General features: G+C 75.4%; 13 protein-coding genes. 6 read left to right on the top strand and 7 right to left on the bottom strand.

Annotated elements, in window-relative coordinates; all coding sequences use genetic code 11:
- Positions 1 to 127: 127 nt before the first annotated feature.
- The 5 genes from ABZ873_RS31215 to ABZ873_RS31195 all read right to left on the bottom strand — a co-directional run bounded on the left by ABZ873_RS31215 (position 128) and on the right by ABZ873_RS31195 (position 6,610).
- Positions 128 to 1,537 carry a hypothetical protein gene (locus ABZ873_RS31215; protein WP_360879189.1) on the bottom strand — a complete coding sequence of 470 codons (1,410 nt, stop codon included), beginning with the start codon at positions 1,535 to 1,537 and terminating at the stop codon, positions 128 to 130.
- 268 nt (positions 1,538 to 1,805) lie between these two features.
- Positions 1,806 to 2,810: a BadF/BadG/BcrA/BcrD ATPase family protein gene (locus ABZ873_RS31210; RefSeq protein WP_360879186.1), complete on the bottom strand. Its 1,005-nt coding sequence runs from the start codon at positions 2,808 to 2,810 to the stop codon at positions 1,806 to 1,808.
- Positions 2,801 to 4,078, bottom strand: coding sequence for a 6-phospho-beta-glucosidase (locus ABZ873_RS31205; protein ID WP_360879182.1), 1,278 nt, complete (start codon positions 4,076 to 4,078; stop codon positions 2,801 to 2,803). Before ABZ873_RS31205 ends, ABZ873_RS31210 begins: the two co-directional genes overlap by 10 nt.
- Before the next feature lie 5 nt (positions 4,079 to 4,083).
- Entirely contained in the window at positions 4,084 to 5,349 is a 1,266-nt protein-coding gene (locus ABZ873_RS31200) for an ROK family transcriptional regulator (protein ID WP_360879179.1), read from the bottom strand.
- 166 nt (positions 5,350 to 5,515) lie between these two features.
- Complete coding sequence (locus ABZ873_RS31195) at positions 5,516 to 6,610, bottom strand: mechanosensitive ion channel family protein (protein ID WP_360879176.1); 1,095 nt, start codon at positions 6,608 to 6,610, stop codon at positions 5,516 to 5,518.
- Between the two features lie 268 nt (positions 6,611 to 6,878).
- On the opposite strand from ABZ873_RS31195, the gene ABZ873_RS31190 reads away from it, so the two are divergent.
- Positions 6,879 to 7,421 (top strand): HNH endonuclease, encoded by a 543-nt coding sequence (locus ABZ873_RS31190; RefSeq protein ID WP_360879173.1) that lies wholly within the window; start codon positions 6,879 to 6,881, stop codon positions 7,419 to 7,421.
- A 59-nt stretch (positions 7,422 to 7,480) separates the two neighbouring features.
- Here ABZ873_RS31190 and ABZ873_RS31185 read toward each other — a convergent pair whose 3' ends face one another.
- The gene (locus tag ABZ873_RS31185) at positions 7,481 to 10,471 is read right to left on the bottom strand and encodes a beta-N-acetylglucosaminidase domain-containing protein (protein WP_360879170.1); all 2,991 of its coding nucleotides are present in this window, start codon (positions 10,469 to 10,471) and stop codon (positions 7,481 to 7,483) included.
- Positions 10,472 to 10,705: 234 nt separating this feature from the next.
- Between ABZ873_RS31185 and ABZ873_RS31180 the strand changes: the two genes are divergently transcribed.
- Together ABZ873_RS31180 and ABZ873_RS31175 are read left to right on the top strand one after the other, a co-directional pair.
- The gene (locus ABZ873_RS31180) at positions 10,706 to 12,715 is read left to right on the top strand and encodes a 4-alpha-glucanotransferase (RefSeq protein WP_360879167.1); all 2,010 of its coding nucleotides are present in this window, start codon (positions 10,706 to 10,708) and stop codon (positions 12,713 to 12,715) included.
- Between the two features lie 20 nt (positions 12,716 to 12,735).
- Positions 12,736 to 12,975, top strand: coding sequence for a hypothetical protein (locus tag ABZ873_RS31175; protein ID WP_360879164.1), 240 nt, complete (start codon positions 12,736 to 12,738; stop codon positions 12,973 to 12,975).
- Positions 12,976 to 13,084: 109 nt separating this feature from the next.
- Here ABZ873_RS31175 and ABZ873_RS31170 read toward each other — a convergent pair whose 3' ends face one another.
- The gene (locus ABZ873_RS31170) at positions 13,085 to 13,585 is read right to left on the bottom strand and encodes a MarR family transcriptional regulator (RefSeq protein WP_360879161.1); all 501 of its coding nucleotides are present in this window, start codon (positions 13,583 to 13,585) and stop codon (positions 13,085 to 13,087) included.
- Positions 13,586 to 13,717: 132 nt separating this feature from the next.
- Between ABZ873_RS31170 and ABZ873_RS31165 the strand changes: the two genes are divergently transcribed.
- The 3 genes from ABZ873_RS31165 (at position 13,718) to ABZ873_RS31155 (ending at position 16,607) form a co-directional block, all read left to right on the top strand.
- Entirely contained in the window at positions 13,718 to 14,650 is a 933-nt protein-coding gene (locus tag ABZ873_RS31165; RefSeq protein WP_360879158.1) for an EamA family transporter, read from the top strand.
- Between the two features lie 60 nt (positions 14,651 to 14,710).
- Entirely contained in the window at positions 14,711 to 15,643 is a 933-nt protein-coding gene (locus ABZ873_RS31160) for a DMT family transporter (protein WP_360879195.1), read from the top strand.
- A 64-nt stretch (positions 15,644 to 15,707) separates the two neighbouring features.
- A complete protein-coding gene (locus tag ABZ873_RS31155; RefSeq protein ID WP_360879192.1) occupies positions 15,708 to 16,607 on the top strand; it encodes a LysR family transcriptional regulator in 900 nt (299 codons plus the stop codon).
- Positions 16,608 to 16,818 lie beyond the last annotated feature (211 nt).

Below are 16,818 nucleotides of genomic sequence, written 5' to 3'. Positions count from 1 at the left end.
GCCGCGCGCGCGGGGGGCCGCGGGGGACCTCCGGGCGCCTCCGGGCCCTCGCCCGCGCCCGGGCCCTCGTACCGCCCGTGCTCCTCGGGGCCTCCGGCGGCCCGTCCCGCCCGTATCCGCATCGCGCTCACCTGTACTCCGAAAGCCTGCGCCCGATACCGAGCAGGGCGGCTGCCGCGCCCACGACCACCAGCACCGCCGAACCCGTCACCAGACCGCCCAGCGCGCCGAGCCCGTCCCGGGCGGCCCGGGTGAACTCCTGCTGCTCATGGGCGACGGCCCCTTCCAGGGACGCGTCGACGGTGTCGAAGGCGGCCCCGCTGCTCTCCTTGTGCCGCTCGTCCCCGACGACCTGGGACAGCGCGGCCTCGTAGTCGCCTTTCAGGTCCGCCTCCCGGGCCGCCGCGTGCCGCTGCTTCCACTGGGCGACGCCCTCCGCGGCGCGGCTCACCGGGCTCCGGCCGGCCTCGTCGTCGGCCAGCTTCCGCGCGGTCGCGAGCCCCGCGTCGAGCTGCTTCATGTTCTGCGCGAAGTCCACGTCGTACTTGTCGGACTTCTTGTCCTCCGCCAGTACGGCGCCCCGCGCGATCAGCGTCAGATTCTCACTGGCCCGCGCCTGGAGGGAGGCGATCCGGGCGTCGTTGAGGACCTTCATCGACTCCTGCCCCTGCGCCCGCGCCTCGCTCAGCGAGGACCGCGCCACGGTGTGCCCCACGGCCAGCCACAGCAGCACCACCACGGACGCCGCCGTCGCCGCCACCAGCCCGTGGTTGAACACCCGGTTCGTGTGCCGGTAGTTGCGGTGCTGCGCCCAGGCCAGGGCCGCTGTCGCGACCAGCCCCAGGCCCAGCGGGGCCAGCGGCCAGGACCGGGCGTCGTCGTGGTCCCGGTAGAGCCGTCCGGTCTCCGCCTCGTACAGCCGCTGGGCGGCCGGCAGCAACTGGGTGCTCATCTGCTCGTTGGCGTAGCGCAGATAGGCCCCGCCCAGCGGCAGGCCCTGCCGGTTGGTGGCCCGCGCCTGCTCGATCAGGCCGGTGTAGCGCGGCAACTGCTCGCTCAGCAGGGTGATCTGCTTGCGGGACTCCTCGTTCCCCCCGGCGTTCGCGGCGGCGCTGACCAGCAGCCGGGAGGCGTTCGCGATGTCCTTCTCGTACCGCTGGCGGACCTCGCGCGGCTCCTGCGCGCCCAGCAGGAACCCGCTGGAGGAGGTGGTGTCGGCGTCCGCGAGGGAGCGGTAGATGCTGGCCGCGTCCGCGCTGAGCGGCTGGCTGCGGCCCACCACGTCGTCGGCGGCGGCGGAGCGGGCGGAGACCTCCCACACGGTCGCCACGCCGAACAGCATGAGGAGGGCGGCCAGGACCGCGCCGATGATCCGCAGCCGGCCCGGCTCGGTGGTGGCCGCGGCCCGCAGCCGCTGCACGCCCTCGCTCCAGGCGGTGCCGCGCCCGGGCGGCCCCGCGGGCGGGACCGGCGGCGCCCCGGCGGGCGGCACGGCGGCACCGTCCCCCGGCGCGGGCGCGCGTGATGTGATCGCCACTGTGACCTCCCCCTCGGTCCTGTCGTCCCCCGGCCAACGCAGAGGTACCCCCCGCTGCGCAGCAGTATGGCCGTACCACCGGCCGATCTCAGCACCCGGTGCCTGATCGGCGGCGCCTCCCCTCCCCGCGGGTGCCTTTCGTCACCCCTTGCCCGGAGTCCTGACCGCGATCTCCACCGTCATCGCCCCGTCACCGTCGGTACGTCTTCACGGTGAATACGTCCGTCCCGCCGCCACGGTTCCAGACCGGGCGCTTTCCGGGGCGGTTTCACTCGAACCGGGCACGCGCATTTTCGTGGGCCCCCGCCGGGGCGCCCACGGCGTCCAGGCCCAGCAGGGCCGCGCCCAGCACCGGCGGGGCCGTGACCACACGGATCCGGGCGCGCGGGGCACGGGCGGCGAGGCGTTCGGCGATCCGCCCGTCGAGCTGGGGGTGCCCGGCTGCCAGCACCCCGCCGCCGAGCACCACCGGGACCTCCTCCGCCAGCAGTCCCAGCCGGTCCAGCGCCACCGCGGCCATGGCCACCACCTCGTCCGCCTGCCGGTGCACCAGGGAGAGCGCCACCGGGTCCCCGGCGGCGGCCACCGCGAAGAGCACGGGGGCCAGTTCGTGCCGCCGGGCGGCCGGGATCCGCCCGAAGTGGAAGGCTTCGACCAGGGCGGCCATCGAGTCCTGCCCGAGGTGCGCGGGCAGCGCCCGCGCCAGCTCCGTGGGCTCCCCGCGGCCGTCCTCGGCGCGGGCCGCCCACCACAGGGCCTCCTCGGCCAGCCCGCCCCCGCCGCCCCAGTCGCCGGAGATCCGCCCGATCGCGGGGAAGCGGGCGGTGCGCCCGTCCGGGGTCATCCCCACGCAGTTGATACCGGCCCCGCACACCACCGCGACCCCGCGCGGCGCGGCCCCGGTGGGCAGCCCGGCCCGCAGCAGCGCGAAGGTGTCGTTGTACACCGCCGTCTCCCGGCCCCAGCCGCGCCGCCGGATCTCCTCGGCCAGCTCCCGTTCCTCCGCCGGGAAGTCGGCATTGGCCAGGCAGGCCGAGACCCGGTCCGCGTACGGCCCGCCCCGGCCGGGGCGCAGCCCGGCCGAGGCCAGCGCCTCGCCCAGGACGTCGACGGCCGCGGGCACCCCGGTCCGCGAGGGCTGGAACCCTCCGGCCCGGCCGGTGGCCAGTACGGAGCCGTCGGGGGCGACGAGGGCGACGTCCGTCTTGGTGTTCCCCGCGTCGACGGCCAGCACCGAGCCGGGGGCCGCGACCGGGCCGGCGGTCAGGCCCATGGCAGGTGCTCCTTGTTGTGGGCCAGCAGCCGGTCCGTCAGCCCCTCCGCCAGCGCGTACTGCCCGATCAGCGGATGCGCCAGCAGCGCCGTGAACACCCGCTCCCGCCCGCCGCGCAGCGCGGCGTCCAGCGCCAGGTCCTCGTACGCCGTCACCTGCGCGACCAGCCCGGCGAAGAGCGGGTCCAGCCGCGGGACCGGCAGCGGCACCGGACCGCCGCCGGTGCCGCTGCCGCGGACGCGCGCCTGCACCTCGACGACCGCGTCGTCCGGCAGGAAGGGCAGCGTGCCGTTGTTGTACGTGTTGACCACCTGGAACTCCGGCCCGCCACCGCCCAGCAGCGCCGCCGCCAGGTCCACGGCGGCCTCCGAGTAGAAGGCGCCGCCCCGCTCGGCCAGCAGGGCCGGCTTCTCGTCGAGCGCGGGATCCGCGTACAGCGCGAGCAGTTCCCGTTCCATCGCGGCGACCTCGGCGGCCCGCGAGGGCTTGGTGCCCAGGTCCCGGACCACCTCGTCGTGGCAGTAGAAGTAGCGCAGGTAGTACGAGGGGACGACGCCGAGCCGGTCCAGCAGGGCCCGGGGCAGCCGCAGATCGGCGGCGACGGCCTCGCCGTGCGCGGAGAGCAGCTCCGGGAGCAGGTCCGGGCCCTCGGGGCCGCCGCGCCGTACGGCACGTTCCCAGCTGAGGTGGTTGAGGCCGACGTGGTCCAGGTGGACCTCGGCGGGCGGCAGGTCCAGCAGGGCGGCGAACTTCCGCTGGAGGCCGATGGCGACATTGCACAGCCCGACCGCCCGGTGTCCGGCGTTCAGCAGGGCCCGGGTGACGATCCCGACCGGGTTGGTGAAGTCGATGATCCACGCCTCCGGTGCGGCCCGCCGGACCCGCTCGGCGATGTCGAGCACGACCGGTACGGTCCGCAGCGCCTTGGCGAGCCCGCCCGCACCGGTGGTCTCCTGTCCCACGCAGCCGCACTCCAGCGGCCAGGTCTCGTCCTGGAGCCGGGCCGCCTGCCCGCCGATGCGCAGCTGGAGCAGCACAGCACCGGCGCCGGCCACGCCCGCGTCGAGGTCCGCGGTGGTGGTGACCCGGGCGGGATGGCCCTGCCGGGCGAAGATCCGCCGGGCGAGCGCGCCGATCAGCTCCAGGCGGTCGGCGGCGGGGTCGATGAGCACCAGCTCGGTGACCGGGAGGGTGTCGCGCAGCCGGGCGAAACCGTCGACCAGTTCAGGGGTGTAGGTGGAACCGCCGCCCACCACCGCGAGTTTCATCGTCGTCAGCCTTTCGGGGAGGAAGAGGTGTCGAAGAGCTCGTCGCGGGTGGTGGCCAGGGCGCTCTCCAGCGCTCCGCGCAGCACCGGCCGCTCCCGCACCCCGGCGGGGACCAGCCGGGGCCGGGAGGGCGCCAGTTCGGCCAGTTCGGCGTCCAGCAGCTCGCGCAGTACCGCCCCGCCCGCGCCGATCACGGCCCCCGACAGGACCACCACCTCGGGGTCCAGTACGGCGACGAGCGAGGCGAGGCCGGTGGCCAGGGCGGTGGCGTAGGCGCGCAGCAGCCGCAGGTTCGCCCCCTCGGGCGCGGCGGCGGCGCGGGCCAGCAGGGCGACGGCGGTGGCGACTTCGGGCCGCGCCCCCTCCGGCTCCCCGGCGGCCGGTGCGGCGAGGGGCTCGACGCCCAGGGCGGCGGCGAGCCGTGGCAGCGCCTCCACCCCGGCCAGTTCCTGGTAGCCGCCGGAGCCCGCGCGGGTGACCTGCCGGACCAGGGGGCGGCCGGGCACCGGCAGGAAGCCGACCTCGCCGGCGCCGCCGGTCCAGCCGCGGTGCAGCCGCCCGCCGAACACCAGGGCCGCGCCGAGCCCTTCCTCGTTCCACAGCAGGACGAAGTCCTCGTGCCCGCGGGCCGCGCCGAGGCGCTGCTCGGCGACGGCGGCGAGGTTGACGTCGTTCTCGTACGCGAGCGGCATCGGCAGGGCCGCCGCCAGCTCGTCCAGCAGGGTGGGGGAGTGCCAGCCGGGGAGGTGACCGGCGTAGCGCAGCCGGCCGGTGCGCGGGTCGAAGGCGCCGGGGGTGCCGATGACGGCCCGGCGCAGGTCCCGCGGGCGCAGCCCGGCGGCCGCGGCGGCCTCGCCGAGGGCCCGTACGACTAGGTCCACGGCTGCCGCGCCCTCGGTGTACGGGACTTCGCGCGAGGCGACCACGGTGCCGGCGAGGTCGGCCACCGCGGCCAGCACGCGGCCGGGGGTGACGTCCACCCCGCCGACGTACGCGGCCCGCGGCTCGATCGCGTACAGCTGGGCGCTGGGTCCGGGGCGGCCGCCCTCCCCGGCGTCGTCGGTGCCGGTGGCGCGGACCAGCCCGGCGGCCTCCAGGCGGGCCAGCAGCTGGGACGCGGTCGGCTTGGACAGCCCGGTCAGCCGGCCGATGCGGGTCCGGGAGAGGGGGCCGTGCGCGAGCAGCAGATCGAGGGCGGCCCGGTCGTTCAGGGCGCGCAGCCGCTGGGGCGTACCAGGGGTGGGGGGCGTACCGGGCGTGGGGGCGGGCATGGGCGCGGGCTCTTCCTCACCGGGGCACAGACCACAGCGATCTGTTAGGGAAGTTTCCTATTGGTTCTCCGGCCCTGTCAATGACACCGCCCCGCGCGCCGGTCCCGGAAGGAAGGGGGACGGGCGCGCGGGGCAGTCCTCGTGCGGTGCCTGCTCCTGCGGTGGCCTACTTCGTGATGCGCGGGCCGGCCGGCGGCGGGATCGGCGCGGTGGCCAGGGCCTGCGGCGAGGCCGGGTTGGCCATGGCGGACGGCGCGGCGACCGAGGCGGAGGGGTCCGCCGCCTCCTCGTCCTCCTCCGCGACCGGCGGGCCGCCGATGATCCGGATGCCCGCGGCGTCGAAGGCGTCCTTGATGCGCCAGCGCAGCTCCCGCTCCACCGCGAACTGCTGGCCCGGCATCGTCTTCGCCGACACCCGCACCGTCATCGAGGCGAGCAGCACCTCGTCCAGGCCCAGCACCTCCACCGGACCCCACAGCCGCTCGTCCCACGGGGACTCCTTGGCCATCCCGTCGGCCACCTGCTGGACCACCTCGCGGATCTTCGTCAGGCTCTCCGTGGGCCGGACCTGGACGTCCACGCCCGCCGTGGCCCAGCCCTGGCTGAGGTTGCCGATCCGCTTGATCTCGCCGTTGCGCACGTACCAGATCTCGCCGTTGTCGCCGCGGAGCTTGGTCACGCGCAGGCCGACCTCGATGACCTCGCCGGAGGCCACACCCGCGTCGATCTTGTCGCCGACCCCGTACTGGTCCTCCATGATCATGAACACGCCGGAGAGGAAGTCCGTCACCAGGTTCCGGGCGCCGAAACCGATGGCCACACCGGCCACACCGGCACTCGCCAGCAGCGGCGCCAGATCGATCTTGAGCGCGGCGAGGACCATCAGCGCGGCCGTGCCGAGGATCAGGAAGGAGGCCACCGAGCGCAGGACCGAACCGATCGCCTCGGAACGCTGGCGCCGCCGCTCGGCGTTGACCAGCAGACCGCCCAGCGCCGTGCCCTCGACCGCCTCGGCGCTGCTGTTCATCCGGTTTATGAGCTTGGTGAGGGCCTTGCGGACCACCGAGCGGACCACCGCGGCGATCAGCACGATCAGCAGGATCCGCAGACCGATGCTCAGCCAGGTGGCCCAGTTCTGCTCGATGAAGCTGGCGGCCTCGGTGACGCTCGCCTGCGCCTCCTTGACCGAGGCGGGCGCGTCCGGGACGTCTGCTGCGGTCGGCAGCGGAGCGGCGGGCCAGGGCACGAGGGGAACCTCCATGTGTAGCGGTCTGCCCACCGGGGCTCCGCCCGGACGGACTCCGCGGGCGGGTGGTGCGGGCAGACCATCCACACTAACGGGGCATTCGCTCCGCCCCGGCGCCCTGTTCGGGGGAGAGACCAGACTCACCCGGGGAGGACCGATGTGGTTGAAAACACTTCGGGCCCGTTACGGGCGCGTGGTGGCGCTTCGACCAGCCGTAAGGAGAGACTGAGAGCAGATCGTCCCGGCGCGAGCCACGCGCCGCCGGCGTACAAGGAGGCAGTCCGTGCCGCACGTCCTGGTCCTCAACGCGTCGTACGAGCCCCTCGGCGTCGTACCGCTCCGCCGCGCGCTCGTCCTCGTCCTGGAGAACAAAGCGGTCTCCCTGGAGGAATCCGGCGCCTATCTGCACAGCGCGACAAGGGTCGTCCCCGCTCCCAGCGTGGTACGGCTCAAGCGCTTCGTGCGGGTCCCCTACCGGGGGCCCGTTCCCCTCACCCGGCGCGCCCTGTTCGCGCGGGACGGCGGCCGCTGCATGTACTGCGGGGCCGTCGCCACCAGCGTCGACCACGTCATCCCGCGCAGCCGGGGCGGCCAGCACGTGTGGGACAACGTCGTCGCCGCCTGCCGCCGCTGCAACCACGTCAAGGCCGACCGGCACCTGGTGGACCTCGGCTGGCGGCTGCGCCACGAACCGGCCCCGCCCTCCGGACTGGCCTGGCGGATCATCGGCACGGGCCACCGGGACCCGCGCTGGATGCCCTACCTCCAGCCGTACGGGGCCGAGGACGCGCTGGAGCGGATCGGCGTCGGGGTCGTGGCCTCCTGAGGCACGGGCCGGGCGGCCCGCCCGCCCGTGCCGCCCGCCTCACGGCCCCGCCCACCGCCTCAGGGCGTGACCGCGTACGCCTCCGCCGACCAGAGCGAGCAGCCGAACTTCGTCGCCCGGGTCTCGCACGTCACCCTCAGGTGGCGGGCGTCCGGGGCGTCCAGCCGGAGCGAGGCGTGGCCGCCCCGGAAGTCCGTCACGGCCGCCGCCGGGATCCAGTTCACCCCGTCGGCCGAGGTCTCCACCCGGTAGGCCGAGGGGTACGCCTCCTGCCAGTGCAGCTCCAGCCGCCCGATCCGCGCCGGGGCGGCCAGCTGCGCCTGCCACCACGCGCCGTCCACCGGCGGCGAGGACCAGCGGGTGGCCGCCGAGCCGTCCACGGCCGCCGCCGCGGGGAAGGCGGCCGTCTCGTCGGCGGAGGAGCTGGCGCGGGCCGTGCGCAGCAGGTCCGGCCCGCCCGTCCGGGCCACGGCCCGCACGGTCAGGGTGCGGGACTCGCCGCCGAAGGCCACCGGGACCTGATAGGTCCCCGGCGGGGTGGTGGCGGCCACGACGACCTCGAACGGGATCGACACCTGGCCGCCGCGCGGGGCCACCGCGGTCTTCGGCAGCCGGACCTCGATGCCCGCCGGCGGCTGCGCCGAGAGCGGGCCGCGCACCTCGGCGGAGCCCAGCGCGGACAGCTGCGCCGAGGCCCGCCGCGGGTCCCCGCCTATCTCCGCGTCCGTCCGTCCGCCGTCCTCCAGCTCGAAGCGGGCCTGCGGGCCGTCCGCGAGCCACGGCACGACCTTGTGCACGACGGGCGCGGTCCCGGCCCAGCTCAGGCGGACCGCGTCGGCGGTCAGCGCGGCCGTGTCCGCGTGCGTCCAGCCGGATTTCGCCGCGTCGGCCACCTTGCGCCAGCCCTCACCCGGGACATGGGCCTCCACCACGGCGCCGCGCACCCCCGCCGGGAGCGGGTCCGTCATCACCGTCACCGCCGACACCGGGCGGGCGGCGTCCAGCCGTACCGTCCACGCCTGCGCCTCCTGGCTCACCGTGCCCGTGGTCCGGGCCGCCCCGGTCCAGGCGTCGGCCTCCGTACCGGCCTTCTCCAGGAAGGGGTCCAGGACGGCCTTGTCCACCTGGGCCGGACCGGGCTCCGCCAGCGCCTCGCGGGCCTCGGCCAGCGACCGGGCCGCCTGCCAGGCGGCCGTGCCGTCGCCGCGCGCCTGCGCCTGGAGCACGTCCACGGCCAGCTCCCCGGCCGTCCCGTAGCGCGCGAGCCGGTCCAGCCACGGGCCCGCCTCGCCCTCCAGCGAGGGCAGCCGGGCGGGGGTCTCCCGCAGCACGGTGAACGCCTTGCGCAGCTCGTTCCCGGCCGCCGGATCCCCCACCGCGCGGGCCTTCCAGAACTGCTCGACCAGCGGCTTGAGGTACGCGGACTCCTCCTGCTTGAGCCCCGAGGAGACGCTGTTCCCCGCCAGGGCGGCCACCGCCTCGCGGGCCCTCGGATCGGCGCCCGCGAGATCGCGCACCGCCGCCGCCCAGGACTCCCCGGCCCGGTAGCCGCGCGGGTTCCAGGCGAAGTCGGCCGCGGTGAAGAGCGGGATGCGCGACAGGGTGCCCTGCGGCATGGCGTTGGCCAGCAGGGCCGCCGAGCCGCCCGCGACCGCCGGTTCGCGGCCCGCGTACGGGCCGAGGAAGATCCGGCCCGGGTCCCAGTCGTTCACCGGGTAGTTGTCCATGGTGATCAGCGGGTGCTGGCCCATCGCGGAGCGGGCCCCCGCCAGCTCCTTGCCGGTGATCGTGCGCGGGACCACGCCCACGCCCGTCCAGGCCAGCTCCACCCGGGAGTCCAGCCTGCGCGCCAGGGCCGTCCGGTAGGCGGTGGCGCCCTCCTGGTAGAACTCCGTCGGCAGCAGCGACAGCGCGGCCGCGCCCGGGTGCCGGGCCGTCAGATGCGCGGCCAGCTCGCCCGCGACCTCGGCGTGCGCCCGCGCGGCGGCCTCCGGGCCCTTGCCGAAGCGCTCCCGGTCCGCCGTGCAGCCCCATTCGGTGTAGCTGACGTCCTGGAACTGCACCTGGAAGGCGCGGAAGCCCAGGTCCCACATCGCGTCCAGCTTGCGGGCCAGCGCCGCCCGGTCGGCCGCCGAGGACAGGCACATCGACTGGCCCGGGGTGACCGCCCAGCCCAGGACCACCCGGTTCGCGCGGGCCCGCTCGGCCAGCGCGCGGAACTCCTCCTGCCGCTCCCGCGGATACGCCTCGCGCCAGCCCGTCGTGCGGTACGGGTCGTCGCCCGGGGCGAGCAGCAGCCGGTTCTGCTTGGTGCGGCCCATGAAGTCGATCTGGGCGAGGCGCTGCTCCCGGGTCCACGGCTGCCCGTAGAACCCCTCGGTGATCCCGCGCACCGGGGCGGCCGGCCAGTCGCGTATGACCACGCCCGGCACCTTGCCGCCGCCCGCCGCGAGCAGCTGACGCAGCGTCTGGGCCGCGTGGAACAGCCCGGACTCGCCCACTCCGGCCAGTGCGACCGTCTCCCGGCCGCCGCCGCCCGGCCGGCCCACCGCCAGCCGGTAGCCGCCCTCGGGCAGGTCCCCGGCCGCGGTGGCGCCGAGCGCGAGCAGCGCCTGCTGCGCGCCCGCGTCCTGGAGGCGTACGACGGTTCCGCGCGCGGGCAGGGCCGCGCCGGGCTTGGGCTCGTGCAGGGTGCGTACCCCCGCCGCGCGCAGGGCGGACCGGACCACCTGCACGGCGTACGGGTCGGCGTCCGCGGTGGCCAGCAGGACGGCCTCGCCGCCGAGCGGGACCTCGCGCGCCGGGTCGGCGGCCTCGGACTGCGGGCGGGGCCAGACGGCGGGGCCGTCGGAGGGCGCCCGGCGGATGTCGGCGCCCGGGTCGAGCACGGGGCCGGGCATGCCGCCGGGGGCAGGTTCCCGCGCCGGCGAGACCGGAGCCGCGGGCGCCGCGAAGATGGCCGGCGGCGCGGCGGACACGGCGCCGCCGAGCAGCGAACCGATCACCGCGACGGCGCCGGCCACCGTCCCTTTCCTGCCCCTGAGCTGCACAGAGCCTCCTCGTCGCGAGACGTCCCCCGCTCGTACGAATGAGCCCGAGCCCACCACCCGTGCGGCTGGAGTGTCAATGCGGCTGGGTGATCTGTACCGGATATGCCAGGAATGCGGTGCCTCCGAGTGGGTATGGCTGCCGTGTTCCCCGGCGGCCTCCCGCCCCTGTGCTCCACGCTTCTGACCCACCCTCACGTCCGTGCGCCCGTACGCAAGAAGAAGGAGCACCCCACGATGGACGACCTGGCCCGGCTCGCCGCCCTGCACGGCATCGCGACCGTCCACCAGCCCGCCCCGGACCTCGCCGTCCCGGTGCCCGAGGCCACGGTCAGAACGGTCCTCGGCCTGCTCGGCGTCCCCGCCGGCCCGGCCGGGGACGCGGGGGAGCTGGCCGACCGGACCGAGCGCGAGCGGGCCGCACGCCTGCTGCCGCCGACCGTCGTGCACTGGCAGGGCGGCGGCACCCCGCCCGCACGCCCCCCGGCCCTGGCCGCACTGCCCTCCGGCACCCGGGTCGGCGTCGTCCTGGAGGACACCGGGGAGTCCGTGCCGTGGAGCGGCGGCGCCCTGCCCCTCGGGGTGCACCGGCTCACCGCCGAGGCACCGGACGGGCGGACCGGCGAGGCCACCCTCGTCGTCGCCCCGGACCGCGCCCCGGCCGCCCCCGGGCGCGTCCACGGGCTGCTCGTCCAGCTCTACTCCCTGCTCTCCGAGCGCTCCTGGGGCATGGGCGACCTCGGGGACCTCGCCGCACTCGCCCGCTGGGCCGGCCGCACCCACGGCGTCGGCTTCCTCCAGGTCAACCCGCTGCACGCGGCCGTGCCCGGCGCCCCCACCGACCCCTCCCCCTACCGGCCGTCCTCGCGGCGCTTCCCGGATCCGGTCCACCTGCGGATCGAGGACGTCCCGGAGTACGCCGACTGCCCCGACCGCGAGGCCCTGGACGTACTGGCCTCCCGGGGCGCGGCCCTGAGCCGCGAGGTGCTGGAGAAGGGCGCGCTGATCGACCGCGACGCCGTCTGGGAACTCAAGGCCGCCGCCCTGGAACTGCTGTACGCCGTCCCGCGCACGCCCGCGCGCGAAGCCGAGTACGCGCGCTTCCGCGCCCGGCAGGGCCAGGCCCTCGACGACCACGCCGTCTGGTGCGCGGCGGCCTCCGGCGAGGTCCCCGGGCAGCGGGCCGACTTCCACCGCTGGCTGGTCTGGCTGACGGACGGCCAGCTCGCCGCCGCCCAGCGCGCCGCCCGCGAGGCCGGTATGGCGGTGGGCATCGTGCACGACCTGGCCGTCGGGGTGCACCCGGCCGGCTCGGACGCGCTGACCGGCTCCTGCCACGCCCTCGCCACCTCCGTCGGGGCCCCGCCGGACGCCTTCAACGCCCGCGGCCAGGACTGGGGGCTGCCGCCCTGGCGCCCCGACCGGCTCGCGGACACCGGTTTCGCGCCCTTCCGCTCGCTGCTGCGCGGGGTGTTCGGGTACGCGGGCGCGCTGCGCATCGACCACGTGATGGGGCTGTTCCGGCTCTGGTGGATCCCGGAGGGCACCGCGCCCGCGGAGGGTACGTACGTCTCCTACGACGGCGAGGCCATGCTCGCGATTCTCGTCCTGGAGGCGCACCGCGCCGGGGCCCTGGTCATCGGTGAGGACCTCGGCACGGTGGAGCCGCACGTCCGCCGCGAACTGGCGCGGCGCGGGGTGCTCGGCACCTCGGTGCTGTGGTTCGAGCGGGACTGGGAGGGCGGCGGGGGCCCGCTGATGCCGGAGGCGTGGCGGGCCGACTGCCTGGCCACCGTCACCACCCACGACCTCCCGCCCACGGCGGCCAAGCTCGCGGGCGCCCATGTGGAACTGCGCGACCGGCTGGGCCTGCTGACCCGCCCGGCCGAACTGGAGCGGGCCGAGGACGTCGCCGACACCACCGAGTGGCTGGCCCTGCTGGACGGGCTCGGGCTGGAGACCAAGGGCGAGGAGGCGGCCGTACAGGCGCTGTACGCCTTCCTGCTGCGCACCCCGGCCCGGATGGTCGGGGTGTGGCTGCCGGACGCGGTGGGGGACCGGCGGCCGCAGAACCTGCCGGGCACCTGGGACCAGTACCCCAACTGGCGGCTGCCGGTCGCGGACGGCGCCGGGCGGCCGGTGTCCCTGGCGGAGCTGATGGCGTCGCCGCGGGCGAACGCACTGCTCAGCGCCCTGCGGGAGGGGGAGGGGACCCGTACGGCACCCCCGGGCGCGCGCGGCGTTTAGGTGTTCGCTACTTTTGCACCGTGGACAAGAAGAACGCTCTGCGCGCCGGCGCCGTCACGGCCGGAACGACGCTGATGATGCTGCTGATGACGTCTCCTGCCCTCGCGCTGACCCGCGACGACGGCGACGACCCGGGCCCGGGCCTGAGCATCGGCGAGACCCTCGGGCTGTACGTGGCCCTGCCGCTGGTGATCTTCCTGGTCATCGTGGGCCTCGTGATGGCCCTCGACAAGTCGGACAGGCCGCAGAAGAAGGCATGAGCAGGTCCGGCCCTCCGGGGCCGGGACCGCAGGATCTTCCCGGGCGCCGGGGGTCCGCGCCGCCGATTTCCCTCGGCGGCGCGCCGACCCTCGGCGCCCTGCCGTGTCCTTACACCCCGGCCAGCAGCTTGCGCAGCAGGCCGGTGAGCTGCGCGGCCTCCTCGTCGGTCAGTCCGGTGAGCGCGCCGCGCTGCACCTCCAGGCCGGCGGAGACCGCCTCGTCGACCAGGGCGAGCCCGCGCTCGGTGATCGTCACCTGGAGCCCCCGCCGGTCGTGCGGATCGGGGCTGCGGCTGAGCAGTCCGGCCTTCTCCAGCCGGTCCAGCCGCCCGGTCATCCCGCCCGTGGTCAGCATGAGCGTGGCCGAGAGCTGCCGGGGCGAGAGGGTGTACGGGGCCCCCGACCGGCGCAGCGTGGCGATGACGTCGAAGTCCCCGCGCGAGATGCCGAAGCGCTGGTAGCGCTCCTCCACCGCGTCACCCATGGCCTTCGCGATCCGGTAGATGCGCCCGAAGACGGCCATCGGGGCCGTGTCCAGTTCCGGGCGTACGGCGAACCACTGGGCCGTGATCGCGTCGACGGCGTCCTTCGCGTACGTGTCCTCACTCATGAGCGCAGTATTCCGCTGCTTCCGGATCGTTCGCAAGAAAGTTGCTTGACGGTAAGTAGCTTAGCAGTAAGCTACTTTCTATCGAGCTACTTGTTGTGGAGGCGCGTCCTCCGCCGTCCGAGGAGCCCCGCCGTGAAGCGTTTCGCCACCGTCGCCCTGACCGCGCTCGCCCCCGTCTCCTGGGGGTCCACCTATGCCGTCGCCTCCGAACTGCTCCCGCCCGACCGGCCGTTGTTCACCGGCGTGATGCGCGCCCTGCCCGCCGGACTGCTGCTGACCGCGCTGGCCCGCACCCTGCCCCGGGGTGCGTGGTGGTGGAAGTCCGCCGTCCTCGGCACGCTCAACATCGGGGCCTTCTTCCCGCTGCTCTTCCTCTCCGCCTACCGGCTGCCCGGCGGGGTCGCGGCCGTACTGGGCTCCGCGGGGCCGCTGTTCGTCGTGGGGCTGGCCGCGCTGCTCCTCGGGGAGCGCGCGAGCCTGCGTACCGTGCTGGCGGCGGTGGTCGGGGCGTTCGGCGTGAGCATGGTGGTCCTCACCGCCGAGGCGGCGCTCGACCCCGTCGGCATCGTGGCCGGGATGGTCTCCTCCGCCTCCATGGCCTCGGGCACCGTCATGACCAAGCGCTGGGGGCGGCCCGCGGGCGTGGGCCCGCTGGCGATGACCGGCTGGCAGCTCACCGCCGGCGGGCTGGTCATCATCCCCGTGGCCGTCCTGGTCGAAGGGGCCCCGCCCGCACTCGACGGCAGTGCGCTGCTCGGCTACGGCTACATGATGCTGATCAACACCGGGATCGCGTACTGGCTCTGGTTCCGCGGCATCGGACAGCTCAGCGCCACCTCCGTCACCCTGCTCGGCCCGCTCTCCCCGCTCACCGCCGCCGTCATCGGCTGGGCGGCGCTGGGGCAGGCGCTCACGCCCGTGCAGCTGGTGGGGATGGCCCTCGCCTTCGGGGCCACGGTGGCGGGGCAGCTGGCGGTGGCGCGCGGTGCGCAATCGTTCAGTTCAGCTGAAAAGAATGATCGGAACATTTCGATGGACCTGAGCAATGAGCGGGTGGGACGGTAGTCCACGTCGCCCGACGCACCGCACGCACCGCACCCGAGGGGGAGATACACCGTGGCTGTCATGGACCGCGCCCGTACCGCCGCATCCGCCGAGCCCAGCAGCAGTGGCACCGGCACCGGGCAGAAGGGGGCCGCCGCCGGGATCGGCGTGCTCCTCGCCCTGCTCGCGACGGTCGTCTGGTCCGGCAGCTTCGTCGCCACGCGCGGTATGGCCGAGACCGTGCCGCCCGTGCAGGCCGTCTTCTGGCGCTGGATCATCGCGCTGCTCGCCGTCGCCCCCTTCGCCGCCCGCCAGGCATGGCGGCAGCGGGCCCTGATCCGGCGGCACCTCGGCTTCACCGCCCTCGCCTCGCTGTTCGGCGTCACCCTCTACAACACCCTTGTCCACCAGGCCGGACTGACCACCTCCGCCTCCAACATGGGCATGATCATGGCCGCTTCGCCCGTGATCATGGCGCTCTACGCCCGGCTCGGCGGTGAACGCCTCGGCCCCCGGCGGACCTTCGGGATGCTGCTCGCGGCCTTCGGCGTACTCCTGCTCGTCGGGGACGGCTCGATCGGCTTCGCCTTCGGCGCCGGGGACCTGTGGATGTTCGGCGCGGCCCTCTGCTTCGCCACCTACAGCGCGCTGCTCAAGCGCAAGCCGGCGGAACTGGGCGGACTGGCCTTCCTGCTCACCACCTTCGTGCTCGGCGCGCTGATGCTGGCCCCCGCCTACGCGGTCTCCGTCGCCGTCCAGGGCGGCTTCGAGGTCACGGCGGGCACGGTCGGACCGCTGCTGTACGTCGGTGTGTTCTCCTCCGCCGTCGCCTTCTTCGCCTGGAACAGGGCCGTCTCGGTCATCGGTGCCGCCCGCGCCGGGATCGTCTACTACCTCCAGCCGGTCTGCGTCGCCGGGCTCGGCTTCCTGCTCCTCGGCGAGCGGACCGGGCCGGTCCAGCTGCTGTGCATGGCGCTGATCCTGGGCGGGGTCGCGCTCGGTGCCCGGCGATAGGTTCGGGCCCATGACGCCCATGACGCCCATGACGCCGAGGACGCCCGTGACGCGAGTGACCGCCATGACCGAGTGGGACCTCAAGAAGCTGCGGATCCTGCGGACCCTCGCCGAACGGGGCACCGTCACCGCGACGGCCGAGGCACTGCACATGACGCCCTCGGCCGTCTCGCAGCAGCTGACCAACCTCGCCCGGCAGCTGGGGGTGGTCCTGCTGGAGGCGCAGGGCCGCAGGGTGCGGCTCACGGACGCCGCCCACCTCGTCCTGCGACACGCGGGGGCGGTGTTCGCGCAGCTGGAACAGGCCGAGGCGGAGCTCGCGGACTATCTCGCGGGGGATGCGGGGGAGGTGCGGGTGGGGGCCTTCTCCACGGCGGTGCCGGCGCTCGTCGTCCCGGCGGTGGCGGCCCTGCGGCGGACGCACCCCGGGGTGGAGGTCCGCGTACGGGAGACGGAGGCGGCGGAGTCGTACGAGCTGCTGTCCGCCGGGGGCGTGGACCTCGCGCTGTCCCTCGCCGCGCATGCGCCGACGGCGCGGGATCCGCGGTTCACGCGGGTGACGCTGATGGAGGACCCGCTGGACGTGGCGCTCCCGCCGGGGCACGCGCTGGCGGGGGTGGCGGGGCTGCGGCTGGCGGACCTGTCCGGGGACCCGTGGATCTACGGGGGGAGCGGGCCGTGGTCGGAGATCGCGCGGGGGGCGTGCGAGGCGGCGGGGTTCGTGCCGGAGCAGGCGCATTCCGCGGCCGGGTGGACGGCGATCCTGGCGATGGTGGAGGCGGGGATGGGGGTGGCGCTGGTGCCGCGGATGGTGTCGAGCCGGGCTTCGGGGGTGGTGGTGCGGGTGCTGGCGCATGACCGGCCTGCGCGGCACGTGGTCGCCGCGGTCCGCCGCGGGGCCGAATCGGCTCCCGCCCTGGCCCACGTCCTGACGGCCTTGCGCTCCGTCGCCACCGCCCGCTGACTGCCCGCCTCAAACGCCGGCGAGGCTGAAAGACCCGGGGCTCCGCCCCGGACCCCGCGCCTCAAACGCCGGCGAGGCTGGATTTGCCCACGCCCGGCCGAAATCCGGCCCGCCCGGCGTTCGCGGGCACGGGCGCGAAGCCCGCCAGATCCAGCCCCGCCGGCGTTTGAGGCGCGGGGGTGCGGGGGCGGAGCCCCCGGAGCGGTGGCGC

It is taken from the genome of Streptomyces sp. NPDC047014 (assembly GCF_040644195.1).
GTDB lineage: Bacteria > Actinomycetota > Actinomycetes > Streptomycetales > Streptomycetaceae > Streptomyces.
The sequence above is the reverse complement of the archived record's forward strand: the minus strand, read 5'-3'. Positions and strand labels throughout refer to the sequence as shown.

What these genes read in the sequence shown, in the direction of transcription:
- ABZ873_RS31210 (WP_360879186.1), bottom strand. Translation starts at nt 2,810, where the DNA reads ATGGGCCTGACCGCCGGCCCGGTCGCGGCCCCCGGCTCGGTGCTGGCC.
- ABZ873_RS31205 (WP_360879182.1), bottom strand. Translation starts at nt 4,078, where the DNA reads ATGAAACTCGCGGTGGTGGGCGGCGGTTCCACCTACACCCCTGAACTG.
- ABZ873_RS31200 (WP_360879179.1), bottom strand. Translation starts at nt 5,349, where the DNA reads ATGCCCGCCCCCACGCCCGGTACGCCCCCCACCCCTGGTACGCCCCAG.
- ABZ873_RS31195 (WP_360879176.1), bottom strand. Translation starts at nt 6,610, where the DNA reads ATGGAGGTTCCCCTCGTGCCCTGGCCCGCCGCTCCGCTGCCGACCGCA.
- ABZ873_RS31180 (WP_360879167.1), top strand. Translation starts at nt 10,706, where the DNA reads ATGGACGACCTGGCCCGGCTCGCCGCCCTGCACGGCATCGCGACCGTC.
- ABZ873_RS31170 (WP_360879161.1), bottom strand. Translation starts at nt 13,585, where the DNA reads ATGAGTGAGGACACGTACGCGAAGGACGCCGTCGACGCGATCACGGCC.
- ABZ873_RS31160 (WP_360879195.1), top strand. Translation starts at nt 14,711, where the DNA reads ATGGACCGCGCCCGTACCGCCGCATCCGCCGAGCCCAGCAGCAGTGGC.
- ABZ873_RS31155 (WP_360879192.1), top strand. Translation starts at nt 15,708, where the DNA reads ATGACCGAGTGGGACCTCAAGAAGCTGCGGATCCTGCGGACCCTCGCC.